This is a genomic window from Mesorhizobium sp. M4A.F.Ca.ET.022.05.2.1, from assembly GCF_003998845.1.
In the GTDB taxonomy this organism is placed as follows: domain Bacteria; phylum Pseudomonadota; class Alphaproteobacteria; order Rhizobiales; family Rhizobiaceae; genus Mesorhizobium.
Genome location: NZ_RZOJ01000021.1, coordinates 1 through 20,102, shown reverse-complemented (window position 1 = coordinate 20,102; position 20,102 = coordinate 1). Strand labels below are relative to the sequence as shown.

Below are 20,102 nucleotides of genomic sequence, written 5' to 3'. Positions count from 1 at the left end.
TTCCCCGGGGCCCTCGCCGACAATTTCAGCCGGCGCCGGGTCATGTTCGCCTCTCCGGTGCTATCTGGGCCTGGCACTCGGTGGCATTGTGGTTGCCTCTTTTGGCTGACGGCTTTCGCTGTGACCACCCTCACCTATTTGGTACCCTTGGCCGCCAGATGGCGCTGTGCCATAGGCGGCACCGGTGGCCGCGCCCACCTCCATTTCCATCAGCCGCTCGGCGGCAAAGCCGATCACATCCCGGCCACGACCTCAGAACGGCCAAAAGCCGGCCAAAAAAGCCAGCATTTTGGAGTGGGCCCCTCGGGCCGGACAGAGTCAGGCTGCTGATTTGACCGTTTGCCGGGTGTGTTGATCCTCGAATTGCATTGGACTGAGATAGCCAAGTGCTGAGTGAAGCCGTCGCCGGTTGTAGACCTCCTCAAAGAAATGCGGAAGGTGTTCGATGACATCGGCGAACGTCTCGAAGGCCATCGGATAGACGGCCTCGACTTTGAGCGTCTTCATGAAGCTTTCCGCCTTTGCGTTGTCGTAGGGATTGCCGCGCCGGCCCATGGAACCGACCAGGCCGTGGGCGGCAATGTGATCGCGATAGGCTGTCGCGGCATATTGTGATCCGCGATCGGAATGATGCACGCAGCCGGGTGGCGGTTTGCGTCCTTCGACTGCGGCGGTCAAAGCCGCCAGCGTCAGCCGCGCGTCGATCGAGCGGCTGATGGCGTATCCGACAACCCGCCGCGACCAGGCATCCAGGACGACGGCAACATAGGCAAAACCGCCGACGACGGTGACGTATGTGATATCGGCCACCCAGAGTTGGTTGGGCCCGTCGGGGATGATGTCCTGGGCGAGGTTCGGGAAGATCGGCTGATTGTGATCGCTGTCCGTGGTCACCGTGAATCGGCGGCGCATTCTGGGCTGAAGGTCATGCTCGCGCATCAGGCGGCGGATCTTCTTGTGATTGACGATCATGCTCTTGTGCCGAAGAGCGGCACGGACACGGCGCCAGCCATAGTGCTCGAACTCGTCGCAGATGGCTGCGATCGCTTCGACGATCGCGGTGTCGTCGGACGTCTTCTCCAGGCGGTCGTAGTAGGTCGAACGCGCGATCCCCATCAGCCGGCATCCTTCGGCGACGGAGAGACCTCGGGACCGGTGATCGCGGATGTAGGCCTGTTTCTCTGCCGCGGTCCTGCATGCAGAGCCCCCTTTAGAAACTCCAGTTCCAGAGCCTGCTTGCCGACTAACCGTTCGAGCGCGGCAATGCGCGCCTCATAAGCCTGGAGAAGATCGGCCGCTGCCGCATCCTCATCGAGAGCGCCTGCCTGAAACTTCTCGACCCATATCCGGATCAGATTGCGTGAGATGTCGTGGCGCTTCGAGAGAGCATGTAGGGTCTCGCCGCCGAAATACTCCTGCGAAACCTGCCGCTTGAATTCGACGCTGTGGGTTCGGTGCTTTGCCATGGGCCTTCATCCTCTGAAAGCCCGGCTGCCCGGTCAATTACCGAAAACCATCCTGTCCGGCCCGAGGGGCCCACTCCATTTTTCTGCCCATTTGCATGAAGTTTTGGTGCCAGCCAGCCACGTTTCATAAGCAACCCGCAGTGCATCTTGGAACAAAATGAAACAGACGAGGATAGCAAATACCTTGCCAAATCCCGCTATAGCTCCTCGATGCGAGGAATATGTTATTGCGCCGGATCGGTCCATGTCCGGCCTCCTTGAACAAGGACGTCTTTAGGCGCCTCGCGCTGCGATGAGTGACGCCCGCGCTCGCATACGATGACGTGCTAGCCGACGACGATGCTCCTCCGTAAGGGAAATCGGGAAACGCCAGCGCAACTCGCCGAGCGCGTGCTCGCTGAGGCTGGGAGCAAATTCCGGCCGTCCCTCGTCGTCGAAAGTGACGAGCGCGCGATCGAATGCGGCGTCCCACAGCGCTGAGAGAAGCAGTCCGTTATGGACGTCGAGCCGCTCGGCATCGCTTTCGCAAGCCGCCCACGGGATGATGTGTGAGGCGCGCAGCAGGGCCGGGTCGGAAATTCCGGTAAGGGGACAATACCCTTGCCAATAGTCCATAAGCCGAGCGCGAAAGATGTCCTGACCGATCCTCTGCACGACCAGTCGTTCTACTTCGGTCGTCCGAGGTAGGTCCGCTACTTTTGCTTCAAACTCCCGTAGGGGTGCATCCGGTAAGCTTATAGTGAGTTCATAGACGCGACGCAGAGTCCCATAGAGTGCGCCAAGGCTTTCGAACGCGAGGCGGACACGCCCAGGACCAGGACCTGGCATGTCAGTCGCTGGCAGGCCCAGTTCGGCGATGACGCCTGCGTGGTCCAGTGCAAGAAACCAGGGCCCTTGCTCCCCTGCTGCCGCAAGGTGGACCTTGCCCTCGGCTGTCGTCGAGCCAAAGGCTGCCCATCCCGCTTCTTGCCCCAGAACACGGCGGAAGCCGTTCTGCGAGGCAGCCTTCTCACACTCCTCACGCACTATAAAGGACTGGGGTGCCTCAACCATCGCAGCCTGACTGTGCATGATTAGAGATCCCTTCCAAACAGGCGCATTTCTGCCGGTGTAGAACTCATTTGAAGCCTGACATGCCTGTCGGTCTGCAGTTCCCGGGGCGGAGCTGTCGTAGTAGTCACGATATATTGGAAGCAAGGCGTCTCCACGCTCTTCTCCCATTGATGCAGTAGCCCGAAAAGGCGTTCGTAAAGTTGCCCATCCAAGTCAGCTTCTCGCGGGCTATCGTGGACAAGGAACGCAGGCAGATCTGCCTTCTCCTCGACGGCCATGTGCAAGGCGGCGAGGTCGAAGGCAACAATCTTGAGGGAGTCCAAAGCTGCCGTAGAAACCTCGCCTCGTCCTGCGAATTGAGCGTCGACCTTCAGTCCGTGGCCATCGAGCTTGACGGTCCCCTCAACTCCATCAGGGAGCCAAGCGGCCATGATCCCCTGGTATCTCTCCTCCAGAGTCCGAATCGCGGAGCGAGCTCGCGAACGCCCCGCGTCAAGTTGCGCGCGAACAGCATCTAGCGCGGCAGTAGCTGAAGGTGCGGGTTTTGCGGCTGCTTCCGCTTCGCGAAGCGATCGCACATCGTCGAGTATACGCCTTGCCCGATAAATCCGATCCTGGGCGTCTTTCGCTGCGGCTTGAGCTGCACGACTGACAACATCAGCGCTCTTGGCCTCCGCCTCGAGTGCTTGCTGGCGAGGACCGAGCTGATTGATTAGTGCCTCCAACTTCTTTGCTTCGTGCGCGGCGTTATCCGCTTCCCCGGCTAACTGTGCTGCCTTCACGAGCTTGTCAGCAATAGTCGCCTTGAGCGCAGCCAGATCGCACCGTTCAAGCGAAATGCTGCAGCCCTTGGCCAGAGTCTCGTCCACGCTGACCCTGCAGATTGAGCAGACTCGCACCCTTCCTTGGGTGATGTCGATCTCGCCTAAGTTCGCTTCTGCGCGATAACGCTCTGCTTCTCCCCGCTTAGCGTCCGCCTCCTTCACAGACCGTTGATGGCTTGCGTCCAGCGCCCGGCGTTCCTCGTTGAGCGCGTTTAATCGAGCGAATATCGAGCCGACATCGGGTGGTTTTGGCAAATCGGCACGCATCGCCTGGGCCAGCGCCGCCTCCGCCAGCGAAACTAGTCCCTTCCAATCTATGGTGTCCTCGAAGCCGACCTCCTCGCCGGCACTCAATGCTGTCCTTACGACCTTCAGCCCATCAAGATATCGCTGTTGCTGGTAAGCTTGGCGGCGGCGCTCATCTTCCGCGGCGGTCACAAGTCCCCGCTCGCGGAGGGCAGCTGTCTGTTCTTTTGCGTCAAGCGCACGCAAAGCAAGGCGCACCATTGTCAGCTTGGCTGTCTCGCCCAGCACCTGCGCGCGGGAACGAGACTGCGTTTGCGGTGACCGCCATGCTAAAATGTCGGCAAGGCGGCACTCCTGATCGCGCGTCAACCAGGCCCGAAGGACATCCCAGACCTGTTCGCGGCTGACTTCCGGGGGCGTCGCTCTCGCGATCATTGGGAAAAACGTATCAATCATCAAGGGGTCGATGAAGGCTTGATCGCCATCGCGACGACCCCGCGCGATGGCATCTTCGATAGACGCGGCTTGCGCCACAAACTCACCGCCCGGTAGCCCCAAAGGGCGAACAGCGACCCAGCACACGCCATCGATCAGAATTTCGGCCGCAATCAAGCCGCCTGGAAGTCGCGCGAATATCCGTGATCGCTGAGTGTCCGTTGCATAGCCGAGTTCGCCAAGGCAAGCGCGAAGCATATGGCAGAAGGTCGTCTTGCCGCTGCCATGAGCCAAGGCCCGGCTTCCGCTGCTCGACATATCCGGCGTCCAGACAATGTTTAGGCCGGGTTTCAACAGCACATCGCGAATGACGGTGTTCGGATCGCTGAAGATGGCCAGGCGACGGACCCAAAGTCGAGGACCGGCGCGCCCTACCGGCGCTACCGGTAGGCGCATCACCGGAGCGAACAGATCAGCCGGCATGTCCGAACCTCACCCAAACGACGTTGTCCTCCTGCGCAACGGCTGCCGTAAGGGTGCCAATATCGATGCCCCGGATGGCGCGGATCGCGAAGACGGCACGTTGGGCGTCGGCAGACTGTGCCTGCAATCCGGAAAGGCTGAAATGCTGCCCCCGCGTCCACGCTCCGTCGGCGCGCTCCTCCAATTGGCCTGCGGTGAGCAGCGCCTCGAACATCGATCGCCACGCTTCATTAATGGCAGGGCGCAGCCGGACCACCCCTTGTGCGGGCAGCGCCTCCGGGCCGACGAGCCTGATCCAGTGAGTCCGTTCGGTGCCGGTCAGCAAGGGAGTGAGCAATCCTGGTTCCGCGAGCGTGGCGACAAGGAACCGCGCCCGCCCACCATCGTCCGCATCGTTCATCAGCCAGAGCGCGTACTGAGCTGCGTAGCGGAGGCGATCTCGCGGTTGGACGCTTGGGGGCCAAGACCATGCAGCGTTTCGCAAACTATCGAGCGGCGGCAGCTGTATCAAAATCGGGACATCGTCCGCCATCCGCACATCTGCGAGTCCCAACTCTCTGAATGTCCCGTCCGCCTCCATCCGATCCCAGGCGGCTAGGACAAGTCGTTGCGTACGATAAAACCCGTGTTGGCGGATTTCCTTTTCCTTGAGCACGCGGAAGGTTTCGGAGGGGTAGTCGGGCCCCTTCACGTCGGAAGGGTCGAGGATATAGCGCAGATCGTCGCGGGTCAGGCCGTATGCGCGGGAATAGAAGGCGTCGAGATCAGCGCGGAGATGGGCGCGGTGGTCCTCGTCCCAAGCGAATGGCGGGCCATCGTGGCCCAGATCGCGGGCGAATGGGGCCAGCGAGTGGGATGTGTAGGTGAGTTCCAGGACTTTTGGGACGATGAAGGCGAGGTGGCGATCTGTATAGAAAGTTGGCACGATGGTCGGCAATTGCTTCACAATGTTAAACTTGAGGTGCACGTAGGCGATCTTCTGGCGTGTTACGTAGTCAAATACTAAGGATGCCCAGTTCGCATACATGCAGGCGAGTAGCTGCGGCGGATGCTCAGAAAAAGCCAAAAGGAAAGTGTCACCTGTGCCACATATAGGAATGACACACGGCACCATCGTTCTTTCAGCAATTGCAGTCGTTACGTCCCGCCAACCAAAAAGAAAACCATTGCCATGCGTGCGATCAGCAAGCCTTGAGTCGACCTCATCAGCAGGGACCCAGTAGAATGGTTCTGCTTCGAAGTTCGCGTCTTGATGCTCAGTCTCGCTTGTAGGAGGAAGGACGCGATTGCCGCGTTCGCCTCCTCGCGAGTGATATGAGGAAGCCCGATGATCGAAGTGCCAAATAAATTTCGCTTCATAGAGAGGCACATAGTGGGTGGCGCGAAGGCCCTCGTTGGTCAGTGGCAGACTACCTGCTTCGTGCTCTGCTACCGCCAGCGCGTCTCGTGCAAGGCTCGGAGCGGGTTGCCCCCATTTATCGCCCGCGCGCACAAGGCCGTTTGCGGCAAGCTGCTCGGAGGTGCGGAACCACTGTGCATCTTCGGACATGTGCCATATGCGCGAATGGAAATCCAGTTTCCATGGATTGACAACGACTCCTGGGCGTTCGTCGATCAGCACCGGCGCGATTTCATAGATCTTCGCGGTTAGCGAAGCATCCGCTCGGCTGCGGAACACCGACGCGGTAAGGGTGTTAGGATTCAGTCGGGCAATTGCATCTGGGGTAAGTGTGAAGTTGCGCTCGGGCTCCGCGATTTGAGCCGGGTCGGTTAGGAAGAAGGCAAAGTGCGCCTTAGGTTCATAACGACCGAGCGTCAGAATGCAAAATTTGAAGCTTCGATGGACTGCGGCGAAAATTGCGTCACGGTTCTCGAAATCCACGAGCTTCGCCAGACGTTTCTGCTCAACCATCGCGGCGAAGAACGGGGCAGTGGTGGCGTCGGTTGCGATGCCCGTTGGAACAATCATGCCGGCATGATCGCGCGAGAGATTGGCGAACAGCTCAGCAAAGAGCGCATAGGTGTTTACATCGCCACGACCTGTAAGGGTAAAGCGCCCACCCTCGTCTCGGACAAGGCGGACGAATTCACTTGTTGCCTCAGCTTCACGCTTAGCTGCGATGAACGTATCGAAGAGGGCTCGCTCAGGGCTACCCTTTGCGGCGTTCTCCAGCGCCTTGATCAGCCGTTCACGCGCGGCTTTGTTTGACGCACCTGCGATCTCGGGCGAGCGCGCGGCAAAAAACTCCTGCTCCTGCAGCTTGATTCGTTCCCACGGTGGGTTGCCCAGCACCACGTCGAAGCCACCGTGCTGCATGAGATCCGGGAACTCCAGTGACCAGTGGAACGCGCGAGCCCGGCGCGCAATGGTCGCCTGCCCGATGATCGGCCCCCATACCTGCCCGTCATCCAATGCCTGCCAGACATCAGATGTGGTTGGAACCAACCGCGTACCTCGCGAAGTCGGGGCGCCGCCGATCTTCGGCAGAAGGAATGCTGCAATATACAGATCACAGGCCATTTCGGCCTTGTGGAACGCTTCTCCTTCACGGATCGTACGGAAGCGGCGATCCTTGGTTATGATGTCTTCGAGTGTATCTTCACTCAGCGCACGAAAGCCGGTGTATTCGGTGGCGATCGGCCGGATGGCAGGCAGGCGAGATCGACCTCCGGTGAAATCCAGCCGTCCCTGACCGCCTTTCGCGTCCTTGTTGGCGCGGGCGTAGTATTTCACGGTGTCCTTATCGTCGCCAGTCAGCGGCTTATAGGCGGCGTCGGGAATGCCGTCCTCCAGCACCTTGATGTCGAAGACGCCCAGCAGCGCATCACCGCAGCGGATCTGCGCGTCGAAGAAGCCGAGGGGAAGTCCCGGGTCTACGGTCTCGATCCACAGCGCGACTTTCGTCAGTTCCACCGCCATCGGGTTGCGGTCCACCCCATGCAAACAGGACCGCGCGACATCGCGCAGCGCATGACGGAAGTCGGACAGCGCCGGCGTGCCATCGGCCCGGATGCGAGCGACGCGTGTGGCAATGCGGCGGGCGGCGGCCAGCAGGAAGTGGCCTGAACCGCAAGCAGGGTCAATGATCGAGAGTTTCAGGAGCGCTTTGGCGGGGTCGTCCGCCTCCGCCTCCGTTCTGTCCAGTACGGGGTCAAGCGCAGTGTCGAGCAGCGCCTGAACCAAGCTGTCCGGGGTGTAGTACGAGCCTGTGGTCTTGCGCTGGTTGCCTTTCTGCTCGGCGGCCTCGGTAGCGAAGCCGAAAGATTTGCCGTCGTCGCCCAATTGAGGCTGGAGTTCGAGCAGGGATTCATAGACCGAGCCCAGTTCCTCTGTCTCCATCGCGCGCCAGTTGACCGGGACCATACCGGTTTTATCGGTGAGCCAGGAGAGGCGATAGAGCGCCTCCATGAAGGCGCGGTTGCGCAAGCGGGCGGTTTCGAGATGCGGTAGCTTGTCCTCGGAAAAAAGACCTCCGAGCGCCGGAAGCGCGAGTGCGTCCTGTCCATGAGCAAGGGCGTGGAAAACGATTTTGATGCCTTCGTAACGGTCGTGGTGCTTGTCCCAGGAGGCGGCGCGGTAGCATTGAGCGCGAAGGGCGCCGAGGCTGTAACCTTCGGCATAGAGCTTGCGCGCTGGCGCTGCAGCCTTCTCTGGGTGGAGGAGGTTCCGATCCTCCGCCACCATCAGGAAGATCAGGCGGTAGACGAGGCGCAGAAGCTCATTGAACCAGTCAGTCAGATTGACCTCACCGGATTTCAGTTTGGCTGCGAGGTCGGGGTTGGCCTCGAGGAAGCCCGAGCCGAGCACTTTGAGCGCAATCTGAACCTGAACGGCGAGACGATCACGGGCGACTTCGCCTTCCCGCGACCCGGCGTCCCGCCAGCGTTCCAATGCGCAGTCTGTGACCGGGGCGCCTATGACGCCAAACCTGCTGCGATGGATCAGCAGCCAGAGAACGGCGAAGGATGCTGCATCCTCGTTGGTGAATATCTGGGCGAGGTCGGCCTCGATATAGGCCGGGCGGGTCAGCGAAGCGTTGTCGCGCACCAGGCGGATCAGCGTGCCGTTAGTCACGAGGCCCCAGAGCGTTTCCTCATGCTCGTTCAGGTAATCCTGAAGGGCGAAGGCCGGGGAGCGAGACCGATCGACCGAGAGCGTCGGGCTACGCCGGTCGAGTTTTTCGTCGGAGGGGGGCACGACCACGATCGGCACCCGTTCGCCAGCGATGAACGAAAGAGCGCCATCCGCTGCCGCGAGATCGTCAAATCCGAACGTCTCCTGCAGGAACGCGCGGATGAAACGTCGGGTCGCTTCGGCCGATGGATGCTCGTTCTTTGCGAAGGCGTCGAAATGGGACTGCCCGACGCGAAAGGCTGTCGAGATCTCCTCCCGAAGCGTCAGGCCCTTGCGGATGCGGTAATCGGCTTCCTTTTGCTCTGCGGACTCACGGCGGTCGATGGTGGCGACCATGGCGGGCGCGATAAGATTGCCTTCGAGGCTGAGCGACGGCCAGGCCGACATATCGATGACGGGTTTGCGGGCCATGGATCAGGCCTCGCTCGGCATCAGAACGAACAGGCCGATCACGTCGGGCGGTAAGACCGCCTCAACAGTGACGCGCGAGACGGATCCGGCCGCTGCCCGCAGACGAGCATGATCCAGCATGAGCTCTTCTGCGCGAGATCGGACGAATGTGGCCAATGGGCCTGCAACAAGGGCGGGCAGATCTTCCTTTGCCTTGGTAATGAATCTGTCTCGGGCCGATGTTGCCAGGTCAGCGGCGGCAGGTGTGTTCAAGAGCGCGCGAGCTGCCTCGCCGCTCTCCACGATCTTTCCCCCCTGCATTGCTATGAGGGCGGCTTCCTCGGCGAGAAGCAGGTGTTCCTTTCGGGCGTGGACTGTCAGCTTGTACCGGATCCGAAGGAGAGCCAGTCGGCTCAACTGCTGGACTGCTGTCGTCGGCCAGGCGCCAACCCGGCCAATCCCTAGACCTGACAGCGCCTCTGGATCGAGTGAGGCTTCCACCAGCGCCTCCGCAAGGGTCGCCGTCAGGGGATGCGTCCTGGTCAGCAGCGCCGTTCCCGATGGCGCCGGTTCGACCGTCGCGAGGCGAACCGAGCCGGTCAGGTTCCGTTGGTTCAATCGTTCCCTGAGGCCTGCTTCCAGCGCATGGACATGGGCAATGAGAACCGATTTTCTGGGTTCAAGCGGGACGCCGAAGCGAGACATCGCTCTTTCGATGAATATTTTCGCATCTTGAGGTGATCCGAGCAGGGTTCGGACTTTCTCCCATTCGGGGGCTACCTCCTGCGGCTTCATTACGTTCTGGGCAAAGCGCGCGCGGGATTTCTTCTCGCTTTCTGAGGCATCACGCCAACGCGCCTCCATCGCCTTCGTGCCATCGTCAAGCCGCAGGTCCAGGGCCAATTGTCGGCTTCCGCCCCTAAGCAGCATCATTGATGCCATAAGTGCATCGGTGACCGGGCCGCGCTCGTCCGGCAACGGCACGGTCACGCCCGTCGCCTTGCGGATCTCTTCAGCTTTCCTGATGATGACCTCAAGCACGGCTCCGTCAATGGCGCTGTCAGGTGAGAACATCATGATTGACCGAACGAGCTCGGCCGGTTGTCCGAAGCGATCGACCCGGCCCTCGCGCTGCTGGTGTCGGGTGGGGTTCCACGACAGGTCGTAGTGGATGACCGTGTCGAAGAGTTGTTGAAGGTTGATCCCTTCCGACAAGCAGTCTGTCGCCACAAGGATACGCTGATTGTTCTTTTCGTCATCGGCAGGCGCCATGTCGGCCACGCGATCGCGGCGTTCGTCAGGGGTAAGTACACCGGTCACCGCTTCGACGACCAGCTTTGGAAATGCCTTGCGAAGGCCATCGCGAACATGTTCTGCCGTAGCCAGGTAGCGGCAGAAGACTACCGGGTTTGCGCCCTTCTTGATCAGCGGCGTCAGAGCATCGATAAGTGCTATTAGCTTCGGGTCGGCTTTATGGGCCAACTCCTCTGCTTGCCCTACCAGAGCCAGAAGCGCCGGATCAGTCTCAAAGCCGATGCTGGGCTCGATATCCACGGCGTCATCGTCATCGGAATCCTCGTCGTAGATTTGAGGTTCAAGGCGTTCGCTCTCATTGGACATGCGATTCCGCAAAGCGCTCAAGGCTGCCGCGGGGGAGGAGCCTACGCAGCGCATCAAGGCGAGTGTGCCCCAAAAGGCCAGACGCCGGTCGCGTTGCCCAAACCCTGCCCGAGCGACGACGCCGAAGCAGTAGTCAAGAACCGCTTCCTGAAAATTGAGAGGAGCCTGCGACAGCCGGTATGGGAACTCGGTTGTCTCGTGCTTTGGGAAAGCGCGATTTTCGTCCCATTCGCCCGACACAAGATCAATGCGTTGGCGTTGCACGAAATGCCGTGCGAGACGCTCGCGATATCGGGCATCATCAAAGCTCATAGAGCCGAAGGATGGTTCGATAAGCGAGAGAAGGCGGCCGAACGCCTCTTCGTCGCCGGAATGAGGTGTTGCGGTGAGAAGGATTATCCGCCGTTCCGGATTGCGAGCCAGCCCGGACAGCAGCTCAAACCGCTGCTGCTTGCCCTTGTGAGTGCCCACGCAGGCATGCGCCTCGTCGACGATTACAAAGTCGGGGCATGCACGGGCAAATCCCTCACGGCGCTTTTCCGCCTTGATGTAATCGAGGCTGACAACGGTATAGGGGTAGGCATGGAAGAGCGTCTGCGCGAGAGGCAGGCCGCGTTCAAGGCGCGCGGCACTCCCCGAAGTCACGGCGACAGCATCTATTCCAAAGCGCATCCTCAGTTCGCCCACCCACTGCTCGACGAGATGCGGAGGGCAGAGCACGGAGAAAGCATCAACCTCGCCCCGATCCATCAGTTCACGCAGGATAAGGCCAGCCTCAATCGTTTTCCCGATCCCAACATCATCAGCAATCAGAAGACGGGGCACCTGCAGGCGAAGGGCCATCAGCAAAGGAACGAGCTGGTAGGTCCGCGGCTCAAAGGCGAGCTGCGCTGCTGACCGGAACGGCCCCGCCCCACGACGCAATGCCAGGCGCAGGGCGTCAGCGAGCAGCGCTGCCTTCGCCTGAACGGTAGCGGACGCGTCGGCAGGCAGATCGAAACGAGCGGATTCAACCGGCTGGATTTCGAGCGCCGGGTCGAGGACCACCATGTCGTTCTCGCTGCCCGATATGGGCCGGAGAGCCAGAATGCCGTCTTGTGGGGACGGCAACGCGACCCACTCACGTCCGCGGGCGCGGACCAGATCTCCGGGGGCAAAATTGACTGTCATCGGATTATCCCCCCAGCATCGAGATCATTGCGTCAGGGACGCCCCCAGGGACCGTTCCTTGCAATTCGAACAGCGTCCAACCCTTGGCCTCCGCTGTCTCGCGCGTTGCGTCGGCCAGGGAACCGATGCAAGCGGCAACGAAATGACTTCGCCAAGCGAAGCTCATCTCCTGACCGGAAAAGCTGACGGCAGAGGCGTCGGGAGCCGGCAGTCCTGCTTCGTTAAACGCGCTTTGCCACCCCCCACCTTCAGCTGGCATGCTCGACGCAGCGGCCAGCACGATCTGCCCCCGCGCGAGATCGACCAGCATTTGTTTGGCTTCGTCGCTCGTTCTATCGATGAGTTCGTGGTCGGGCTGGTTGAAATAGGAGAGCAGGCAGCGATAGCATCCGCGGACGCAGGCTTCCCCACCGCGACTGACAAGCAGATCGGCATCGCCCGCGGCGATCGCTTCATCGACCTTCTCGAAATGCATGAGGGTAAGCGCCTCTCGGGCAACCTTGCCAAGGGCTTGCGGTTCCGCGACTAGACGGCTCAGCACCCCGGCTCCGCCCTCCGTGGCTTCGTAGGCGAGAATGGCGCGACGGTTATCGCGGGCGGGCAGAGGCTCGCCGAGGATCTCGCCTTCTTCCAGTTGGAATACCACCTCAATGCCCCGCATCAGCGCATGCTGAACCGTTGCGATTGTCACAACTGCATAGGCTGAGGGCTCACTAAATCGGAGGAGGAGTGCATTCTTCCGGTCGCGAACGATGGGGACGATCCGAACCGGCTTCACGACATCCGGCGGCACGTCGATATCCGCATCTTCGTCTTCAGACTTGGTCCAGTACCCGCTGCGCGGGTCGATATAGAAACCGAAGATGGTCTGATTGGCTCGCCGCTTCAGTCCTTTGTTGATCCGGCTGATCTCGGCGCTGTTGGCATATTGCAGGGTAAGAATCGAGGCGTCATCGCAGCGGAACTCGCCCTCAGTTACCTGAGGGCGGCCGTCTCGCATCGGCCAGGAAAAGACGGTCTGAATATCAAAACCCTGCCGGACACGTTCTTCGTCATTTGCTGTGATCCTTTCGACGGGTGCCGCTTCGACGTTGTCGATCCTGAGCGTCCTCTGCACGGGAACCTCGCCTGCCATAGGGGAATTGCAGGCATGGCAGCGCTCAACCTCGCCGTCATGGCAGGCGCCGCAGTTCGAACAGATGAAGATGTCCCTGGTGGCGAGTTCCGACCCGTCTCCCGTACGAACTTCCGGCGGCAGCTTTGCCTTCATGACCCTGTAGGCGCGGCCTTCATGATAGATGAGGCTGCGGGGTCCGAATTCGGAGATGGCCAGGAAGCGGGCGCGCTGCAGGAACGAGCCAGTTTTTCCCTCTCCAGGGATGAAGGCATAGAGCGGCAGACGCGGGAAATTGTATCCCGGCAGGAAGCCCTCAGTCGCGAGATAGCGGTAGGAATAGAAGTCCGAGCCGTTCGATGCCTTGCCCTGCTCGAGAATGGTGATCTGGTCGCTCGCCTGCATCTGGGCGGCTTTGATGCGTCGACGGTCGGCGCCCGAAAGGCCTGTAATTTCAGACCGGGCATTGGCCTCCATCAGTTGCGTACGAGCGGAGTTGTAGAGTTCTCGCCAACGATCGAAGGCGCGATCAAACTCCCTGGGCGCGCGCTGGGCGACATCGGAGACAAAGTCATCCGGCTCACCCATCCAAACCGGCTTCCGACCCTCCGTTGAAGCAAGTATCTGGTCCAGAACGCGCTTCATTGGGGAACGCGCCGTTATCACCAGCGCCGGCCTGGTGATAACTTCGTAGATCTCCAGCTTCAGTGGATAGTCCGGCTGCTTCAGATCGAGGATCTCGGGAATGTCTGGCGACAGGGCGACCTTCGCTTCGGCAAGCCAGACGGCGTGCAAATGTGAGCGAACGAGCTCTTCATTGGTAATGTCGAGCGCCGGGGGACGAACGACGCCCGCTACCATCTCACTGCGCCGTTCGAAAAAATACTGGTCGTGCGGTGATTGGGCGGCGCAATATGTCACGATAACGGCGGCCTGCCCGGAGCGACCGGCGCGGCCGGCGCGCTGGGCATAGTTCGCAGGCGTTGGCGGAACATTTCGCAGATAGACGGCATTCAACGCCGAGATATCGACGCCAAGTTCCATTGTCGGCGAACAAAACAACGCGGGCAGAAACTGCTCCGACTCTCCTGCCGCCCTAAGGTCAGCGGCATTCTCCGCAAGGTTCTCCTTATCATCCTTTTCAAAGCGAAAGCGCCACTCCCGCCATTCACGCTGTTTCTGGGACACCTGCGCCGTATGCTCACGCCCTTCGAGGCCCCAATAACTGCTATGGCCCGCTTTCAGGTTGGCGGCGATCGCATTGTAGAGATCATGGAAGTAGCGGTTCCCCTGCGCGTCCCCTGTTCGAATAGCCTCGCCCGGAATAACACGAACCGCTGAAGGTGACAGACGCCAACCCTGCAGGTCCGCCTCAATGTCGACGCGTGACACCAGCCCCTCACGGGCCAAGAGCTCCATCAGGCCAGTCATCACCGTCAGGTAGTCCGCCTTTCCAAGCTTGGTCCCTATGGCGCTTCTGCGATTGATAAGGCGACCGATACGGGAATTGTGTCCGGCGCGGATTATGGTCTGCTCCTCCCGTAGTCCCACTCGGTCCTTGCCTGGAGCTTGCAGAAACAGGGTCGTGCGACTTCTCGGTGACTCTTTTGCGTCAATGGCCCAAGGCGTACGCAGGAGATTTCGGGACTTTTGAGCGACGGTATCGAGCACGGTCAGATCGAGCGCTTCGGTTCCGACGGCCAGGCCTTCGAGCATGGCACCGAGAAGCAGCTTCAGCATCGTTTTGCGTGCCGCCGCGTCGACCGTCCCGAGATCAGGCAGGATAGCCACGAGGCGTTCGGTGTCCTCCGCGAGGTCATCAAGCCCAACGAAAGCAACGTCGATGAGCTTGAGGACCGAAAGGCTGGGGTTTGTGTAGCGCCAACCCCGTCGCAGATCTGTCCAGAACCGATGGGCTAGAACCTTGGCGAGTGAGCGTTGGGCGTCCTCGCGGACAACAGCGCCTGCTTCGGAATCCAGCATCCAGTGGATTCGCGCGTCCTTGTTGCCTGCGGTGAATCCTAGTGCCTTTACCACCCGCAGACCGAATTCGTCCTCGGTCATGCCATCTTCGCCAGCATCCAAAACGGCGCGTAGGATCGCGCCGCGCAAGAGGCTGACGAACAAGAAGTCGTTGAAGTGGCCCGCCTGAAGTGCGGCGTCCTGTCGGTTATCCGTGAAGCCCAGGAGCTTACGCTTCTCCTTGGCAACGCCGCTATCGCGCCCGTTCATCCATTCGAGGGCGGTGGAGACGAGAAGCGTGGTGGCTGAACTGCGGCCTTCGCCGGACAGGCCTGCGAGCTTACTGCGTTCCCGCATGCTGGGATGCGGCTGATCGAGACAGCACGGACAGAAACCAAATTTTCCCGGTATGAACCAGAAGCTCTTCCCCGATGAATTGTAGCGCCCATCCGAGGCAATCGAGACCATCTGCGGTGATCGGCGCTTCCTGTTAGCCCGGAGCCGTTCGATGCCGTTGCGCTCCTCACGCCACTCTTCGGGATATGTTTCGATCTCACCTGTGAAGGCATATTCGGGATCGCCATCGCCCGTAGGCGTCAGGTAGCCGGCGGTGTCCCCTTCCTCCTCTTCGAGTGGCGTGTCGTCGATGTTCCTCGGCAGGAAGCGAATGCCGTCGATGTCCTCTGACTTTGCGACAACGTGGAACTCATGGCCGCAGTCCCGGCAGAACCGAGTGGGATAGAGTCGGTGGCCAGGGGCACTGGGGTCTTCAAGCTGGCCTTCGAACAAGACGTTCCTGGGTCGCTCAGTCAGCGTGGTGAAAACCTCTCCCGCGCCGGCAAAAAACTGATGCAGCTTGAACGCGAGAAATGCGCCGGTGGATGAGCCGCCCCGCTCCGTTTCCGGGAGGCTGATGCGGGTCAGAAATGTCTCGAGGCCACTTCGACAGGCTTCTAAAGCTATGCCGCTGTCCTTTGACAGGAGTGAAACGGCCTCTTCAAACGGGATGGGCTTTTTGCGCTTGAGTTCATGCGCGTCTTCCAGTCCGATCGCGAGTTCGGTCCATACCGCCAGCGGGTGTCTTTGCAGGACCTCATCCGTGAGCACATCGGGAAGCGCAGTTGTCAGGACCTGTGCAAGCTTCGGCCGCACGTCGTCGAGTTTCACCAGATCGTCCGTCGCGCGTTGAAGGGATTCATCAATGACGGATTCCGGCCCAATGGAGGTTCCGAAAAGGCGCGATGCGACATGTGCCACGGCCTGCGCGCGGTTGATATCGGATCCCTCGCTTGCCATGGTGGCTGATGTTCCGATGCAGATTGGCGCATTATCCGGTGCGCAGCGGTTGCGAAGGCGGCGGACGAGAATCGCCACATCGGCGCCTTGGCGGCCGCGATATGTGTGCAGCTCGTCGAGAACGATGAAATTCAGACCGTTTGCGTTCTCTATGACCTTGGTGTCGAGTGCGTCCTGCCGCGTCAGCAGAAGCTCCGCCATCATAAAATTGGTCAGTAGAATGTCGGGCGGATTGTCCGCAATCTGTTGCCTCTGTTCCTGATTTTCCTGACCGGTGTAGCGCCGCACGACTGGCTTCAGTTCGCTTGGAAGACCGGACTGGGCGATGAACCTCTCGATCTCTTTCAGCTGGCTATTGGCCAGCGCGTTCATCGGATAAACGATGATCGCGCTGGTCCTGCGTTGCTTCCCGGCCCTTCTCGCGCGGACGATCGCGTCGACCACCGGCACGAAGAAGCACAGCGATTTGCCCGAGCCGGTTCCAGTTGTGACGACATAGCTCTGCCCGGCCCGGGCCTTTGCGAGGGACTGCGCTTGGTGGCGATGAAAACGCAAGGGCGACTGCCCCAAACGGAATATTTTGCCGGTCGCGTCGTCGAGATCACCCGAGGCGACCAGATCATCGACGGCCGGGCCCTGAAGATACCTAGGATTGAGCGAGAGCAGGGCATCGGGCCAGAACCGTCCGGCATCGTACTGGCGATCGAGTTCGGATTTCAGGTCCGCAGATCGAATGGTGCTGAATGACCGCGAGAAGCGGGCGTAGGAATCGATAAGGCGATGGTCGAACTCAAATGCCTTCATTGCTTATCTCGCCATCACTTTTGATTCTTATTGTCTGCTTGTCTGCAAAAACTCTTTTTGCGTGACTTCATTGAAAATTTGCAAACATGCTCTGGATAAACAGAGACGTCCTAAAGCGAATTCGTTTTCTGACCAGCTCCCCATGCGGAGTGCTTTTCGTGCCAGCCCACAGTCCTCATCCCCGCAAGCATGACAACGGTGCTGTCGCCAGTCTGGCGATCTTATGCCGCAAAAGAGTAACTTCAATGAATGATTACACTTGTTTTTGTGGCACCACTCCATGCTGACGCAGTCGGAGCTTGTTGTGGACACATGATCAGCACGACAGACGACGCGATCAACACCACCACTACGCCGGCGGCACACTCCCTCTTTGCCGCTCCACAATCGCGGAGCGGGTTAGTCCAAAGTATCTCATCTTACGGCACTGGGTGGCGCTGGTGCAGAACTATCTCGCCGCGACTAAGGCTCCGCGGCAAGCGAGCCGGCAACAGCGCCCACGCCAACCGTCGCGGAGATTACTGCGCTCGACCGGATCCGACGCGCCCCGAACGCAACTGCGCCTCCAACGGCCCACGCTCGCCGCTTACCTGCTGCAAATTGCCATGCTTAGCGGCACCTCGCCCTCAGCGGGTTCTAAAGCCGCGGGCTAGAACGTCGGGAATGACATCGCGAAGGAATCATAACCGACAGCCTCGGATGGCGTCGAAAACCAACAACTGCTATCGGGTTTGTCAAGTTCGCGACACGACCCGCGTTAGAGCGGATGTTTCCTGCTGTACGCAATTTAACCATTGAAAGCTTTGCGGATAATTTGTGCTGACGCTCTATGGGCGCAGTTGGCACGATTGTTGAAGCTCCAAGTCACGATCAGACTAGCCATGGGAAATCGCACGTCAGGGTCAGAAGTTCGTGCCACGGGACATGAAGGCGTAACGGTGCTCTCGCCGCCCTAGAGGTATTTGAAATGGGCATCGAACAGCGGAAGCCCCATTGGACGAGAAGTTGACATGAAGACGATGAAGGAAAAGGACATCCCGGCGTTGGTGCAAGCAGTTGTCGATATTGGCTGCGACATACACGCGATTGGCCGCTGGGGATACGTCTTTGGTGATGGCGATTTAACGCCGGCGCAACAGAGGGCCATCGCGCCACAGCTGCGTTGGATTGCCGAAACCTACGGCGAACGCGATCATCTCATGGATGAGATAATCGCATATCTGGGTCGATCGGACGCTATGTCAAGATTGAGCCGCAGACAGGTGTCCACTGATGGCGGCGGCCGGATCCGCCTCGTGTCCAAAACCTGACAGCGGCAGAAAACATGTCGGGTTCAATACAACCGGCCATCTTGGGCACTTGGAGGTTTTTCAAAGCGCATCATGGGCTTACTGCGCGCCGAGGGCGCTGGCACGGCCTTTGCTAATTGAGATTAGGCAAACACTGACAGAGGCCTGACAACATGGAGACGCGCAAGACCAACCGCCCGGTTGCCCCGTCTCAGGGAAACAAGCTCGCGCATAAAGTCGCGCAACCTTTGGCCATAGCTTTGGAGAGCAGGATGGTATTGCAGATGGGGTCCCCGGCTCCTTCGGTCAAAGTGGAGGACTGGCTGCGTGGCGAGCCCTTAACGAACTTCCAGCCCGGCAAAGTGTACATCGTCGAATTTTGGGCAACTTGGTGCGGACCATGTGTGGCGGCGATGCCCCATCTGGTGCAGCTGCAGGAGAAATACAAGGACAGCGGACTTGAGGTCCTCGGCGTCGCGGCTGATGAACACGCTCCAACGGCCGTTGAGGCCCGAACCAGGTTGGACGCGTGGTTGACCGAAAAGTGCTCGAATCTGAACTATCGGATCGCGTTCGACTACAACACAGGCGAAATGAACAAGCTTTGGGGGGAACCCAGCTTTTCTGTCGGGATTCCGGCCTCGTTCGTGGTCGACCGAGACGGCCACATCGCCTTTGTCGGTGATACGATGCAACTCGATGAGGTTTTGCCGAAAGTGCTTAACGGCAGCTGGCGTACCAGCGATCAAGCGAGAGCCTCGGATACGGAGCGGATCGCCAGAATCGAATCCACAGCGCGCGAACAAGCGTTGAAGAAGCCGATCAATGAGAGATTTTGGGCGGCGGTGGGGAAACTGGATTGGAAGACGGCACTCTCGGCGATCGAAGAGGGCATCGCCTTGATGCCGGACGACATCAATTTCCGCCTGGCTCATGTGCATCTGGTGCTTCACAGAATGCACGACATGCGGAAAGGCTTGCCCGCCATGAGCCAATTGGTCCGCGACGCGATCGACAGAAACTCCGAGCATTGGATGCTTGCAGCGCTAGATCAACTCTTCGGTCCGGCGCATGACCATTCGCACTTTCCGTCTGCTGAGCGTTTCGCGATGGGCAAAGGCCTGTCCGAACACATCCTGGCATTGAATCCCCCGCAAGGCGACGGCCCTAAGTTCCGGTCTTATCCGGCGGTCGCTCGGTACTATCATGAGAGTGGCAACAGAGATCGCGCGATCGAGTTGGTCCAGCTGGCACTGAAGTCGCTGGACGGTCCGGAGCCTGTCCCGGACGAACTCAAACAGCATCTTCTGCCGGATTTGCTGCAGGCCCTGGCCAACTACAAGGATGAGAAAGTTTGCTACGGCGCTCTCTGTGCGGCTCCGCAAAACAATTCCCCGAAAGGTACCAAAGCACGGCCGGCCGAGGAGAAAACATAAAAAGGGGTGACGGTCGGAATGTTTACTGGCCAAGTCGTCCATTTCTCTGGAGTGGCCGGAGCAAGTCAAGTCGTGCAGCACGCGCGCGTCGTGGCCCGACGAGGGTGTGCTGATCGTAGGTAGTGGCCTCAGCCACCATAATCTGGGAGCCATGAGGGGGCATCAGGGTGCTGTCACATTGATTGAGCGGTAAGGAAATTGAGGTAGCAGCGCGCCAATGACCGTGAGTGCACCGACCTACAAGAACCACCACTATCCGATCGAAATCGTGGCCCGTGCTGTCTGGCTCTACTTCCGCTTCAATCTGAGCCTGCGCGATGTCGAGGAAATGCTGCTCTATGCGGGATCGTCGTTTCCTCCGAGACCATCCGCCGATGGC

General features: G+C 59.8%; 9 protein-coding genes and 1 pseudogene. 3 read left to right on the top strand and 7 right to left on the bottom strand.

Annotated elements, in window-relative coordinates; translation table 11 throughout:
- Positions 1-318: 318 nt before the first annotated feature.
- From EN745_RS04595 to EN745_RS04565, 7 genes are all read right to left on the bottom strand, one after another.
- A complete protein-coding gene (locus EN745_RS04595) occupies positions 319-1,167 on the bottom strand; it encodes an IS3 family transposase (RefSeq protein ID WP_127420641.1) in 849 nt (282 codons plus the stop codon).
- A complete protein-coding gene (locus EN745_RS04590) occupies positions 1,116-1,466 on the bottom strand; it encodes a transposase (RefSeq protein WP_127420640.1) in 351 nt (116 codons plus the stop codon). The genes EN745_RS04595 and EN745_RS04590 overlap by 52 nt, the downstream gene beginning before the upstream one ends.
- 273 nt (positions 1,467-1,739) lie before the next feature.
- Complete coding sequence (locus EN745_RS04585) at positions 1,740-2,537, bottom strand: HNH endonuclease signature motif containing protein (protein WP_210213727.1); 798 nt, start codon at positions 2,535-2,537, stop codon at positions 1,740-1,742.
- A gap of 2 nt (positions 2,538-2,539) precedes the next feature.
- On the bottom strand, positions 2,540-4,507 hold the full coding sequence (locus EN745_RS04580; RefSeq protein WP_127420638.1) for a hypothetical protein: 1,968 nt from the start codon (positions 4,505-4,507) through the stop codon (positions 2,540-2,542).
- Positions 4,497-9,053, bottom strand: a complete 4,557-nt coding sequence (locus tag EN745_RS04575; RefSeq protein WP_127420637.1) for an N-6 DNA methylase — start codon at positions 9,051-9,053, stop codon at positions 4,497-4,499. The genes EN745_RS04580 and EN745_RS04575 overlap by 11 nt, the downstream gene beginning before the upstream one ends.
- Positions 9,054-9,056: 3 nt before the next feature.
- Positions 9,057-11,822 (bottom strand): DEAD/DEAH box helicase, encoded by a 2,766-nt coding sequence (locus EN745_RS04570; RefSeq protein WP_127420636.1) that lies wholly within the window; start codon positions 11,820-11,822, stop codon positions 9,057-9,059.
- Positions 11,823-11,826: 4 nt separating this feature from the next.
- Positions 11,827-16,998, bottom strand: coding sequence for a DEAD/DEAH box helicase (locus EN745_RS04565; protein ID WP_127420635.1), 5,172 nt, complete (start codon positions 16,996-16,998; stop codon positions 11,827-11,829).
- 1,010 nt (positions 16,999-18,008) lie between these two features.
- On the opposite strand from EN745_RS04565, the gene EN745_RS04560 reads away from it, so the two are divergent.
- The 3 genes and pseudogenes from EN745_RS04560 to EN745_RS04550 all read left to right on the top strand — a co-directional run.
- Positions 18,009-18,308, top strand: a complete 300-nt coding sequence (locus tag EN745_RS04560; protein WP_245487633.1) for a hypothetical protein — start codon at positions 18,009-18,011, stop codon at positions 18,306-18,308.
- 251 nt (positions 18,309-18,559) lie between these two features.
- Positions 18,560-19,723, top strand: a complete 1,164-nt coding sequence (locus EN745_RS04555; RefSeq protein WP_127420651.1) for a TlpA disulfide reductase family protein — start codon at positions 18,560-18,562, stop codon at positions 19,721-19,723.
- A 217-nt stretch (positions 19,724-19,940) separates the two neighbouring features.
- Positions 19,941-20,102, top strand: a pseudogene (locus EN745_RS04550) (IS6 family transposase); the annotation flags it as partial.

What these genes read in the sequence shown, in the direction of transcription:
- EN745_RS04590 (WP_127420640.1), bottom strand. Translation starts at nt 1,466, where the DNA reads ATGGCAAAGCACCGAACCCACAGCGTCGAATTCAAGCGGCAGGTTTCG.
- EN745_RS04585 (WP_210213727.1), bottom strand. Translation starts at nt 2,537, where the DNA reads ATGCACAGTCAGGCTGCGATGGTTGAGGCACCCCAGTCCTTTATAGTG.
- EN745_RS04580 (WP_127420638.1), bottom strand. Translation starts at nt 4,507, where the DNA reads ATGCCGGCTGATCTGTTCGCTCCGGTGATGCGCCTACCGGTAGCGCCG.
- EN745_RS04575 (WP_127420637.1), bottom strand. Translation starts at nt 9,053, where the DNA reads ATGGCCCGCAAACCCGTCATCGATATGTCGGCCTGGCCGTCGCTCAGC.
- EN745_RS04570 (WP_127420636.1), bottom strand. Translation starts at nt 11,822, where the DNA reads ATGACAGTCAATTTTGCCCCCGGAGATCTGGTCCGCGCCCGCGGACGT.
- EN745_RS04565 (WP_127420635.1), bottom strand. Translation starts at nt 16,998, where the DNA reads ATGAAGGCATTTGAGTTCGACCATCGCCTTATCGATTCCTACGCCCGC.
- EN745_RS04560 (WP_245487633.1), top strand. Translation starts at nt 18,009, where the DNA reads ATGAAGACGATGAAGGAAAAGGACATCCCGGCGTTGGTGCAAGCAGTT.
- EN745_RS04555 (WP_127420651.1), top strand. Translation starts at nt 18,560, where the DNA reads ATGGTATTGCAGATGGGGTCCCCGGCTCCTTCGGTCAAAGTGGAGGAC.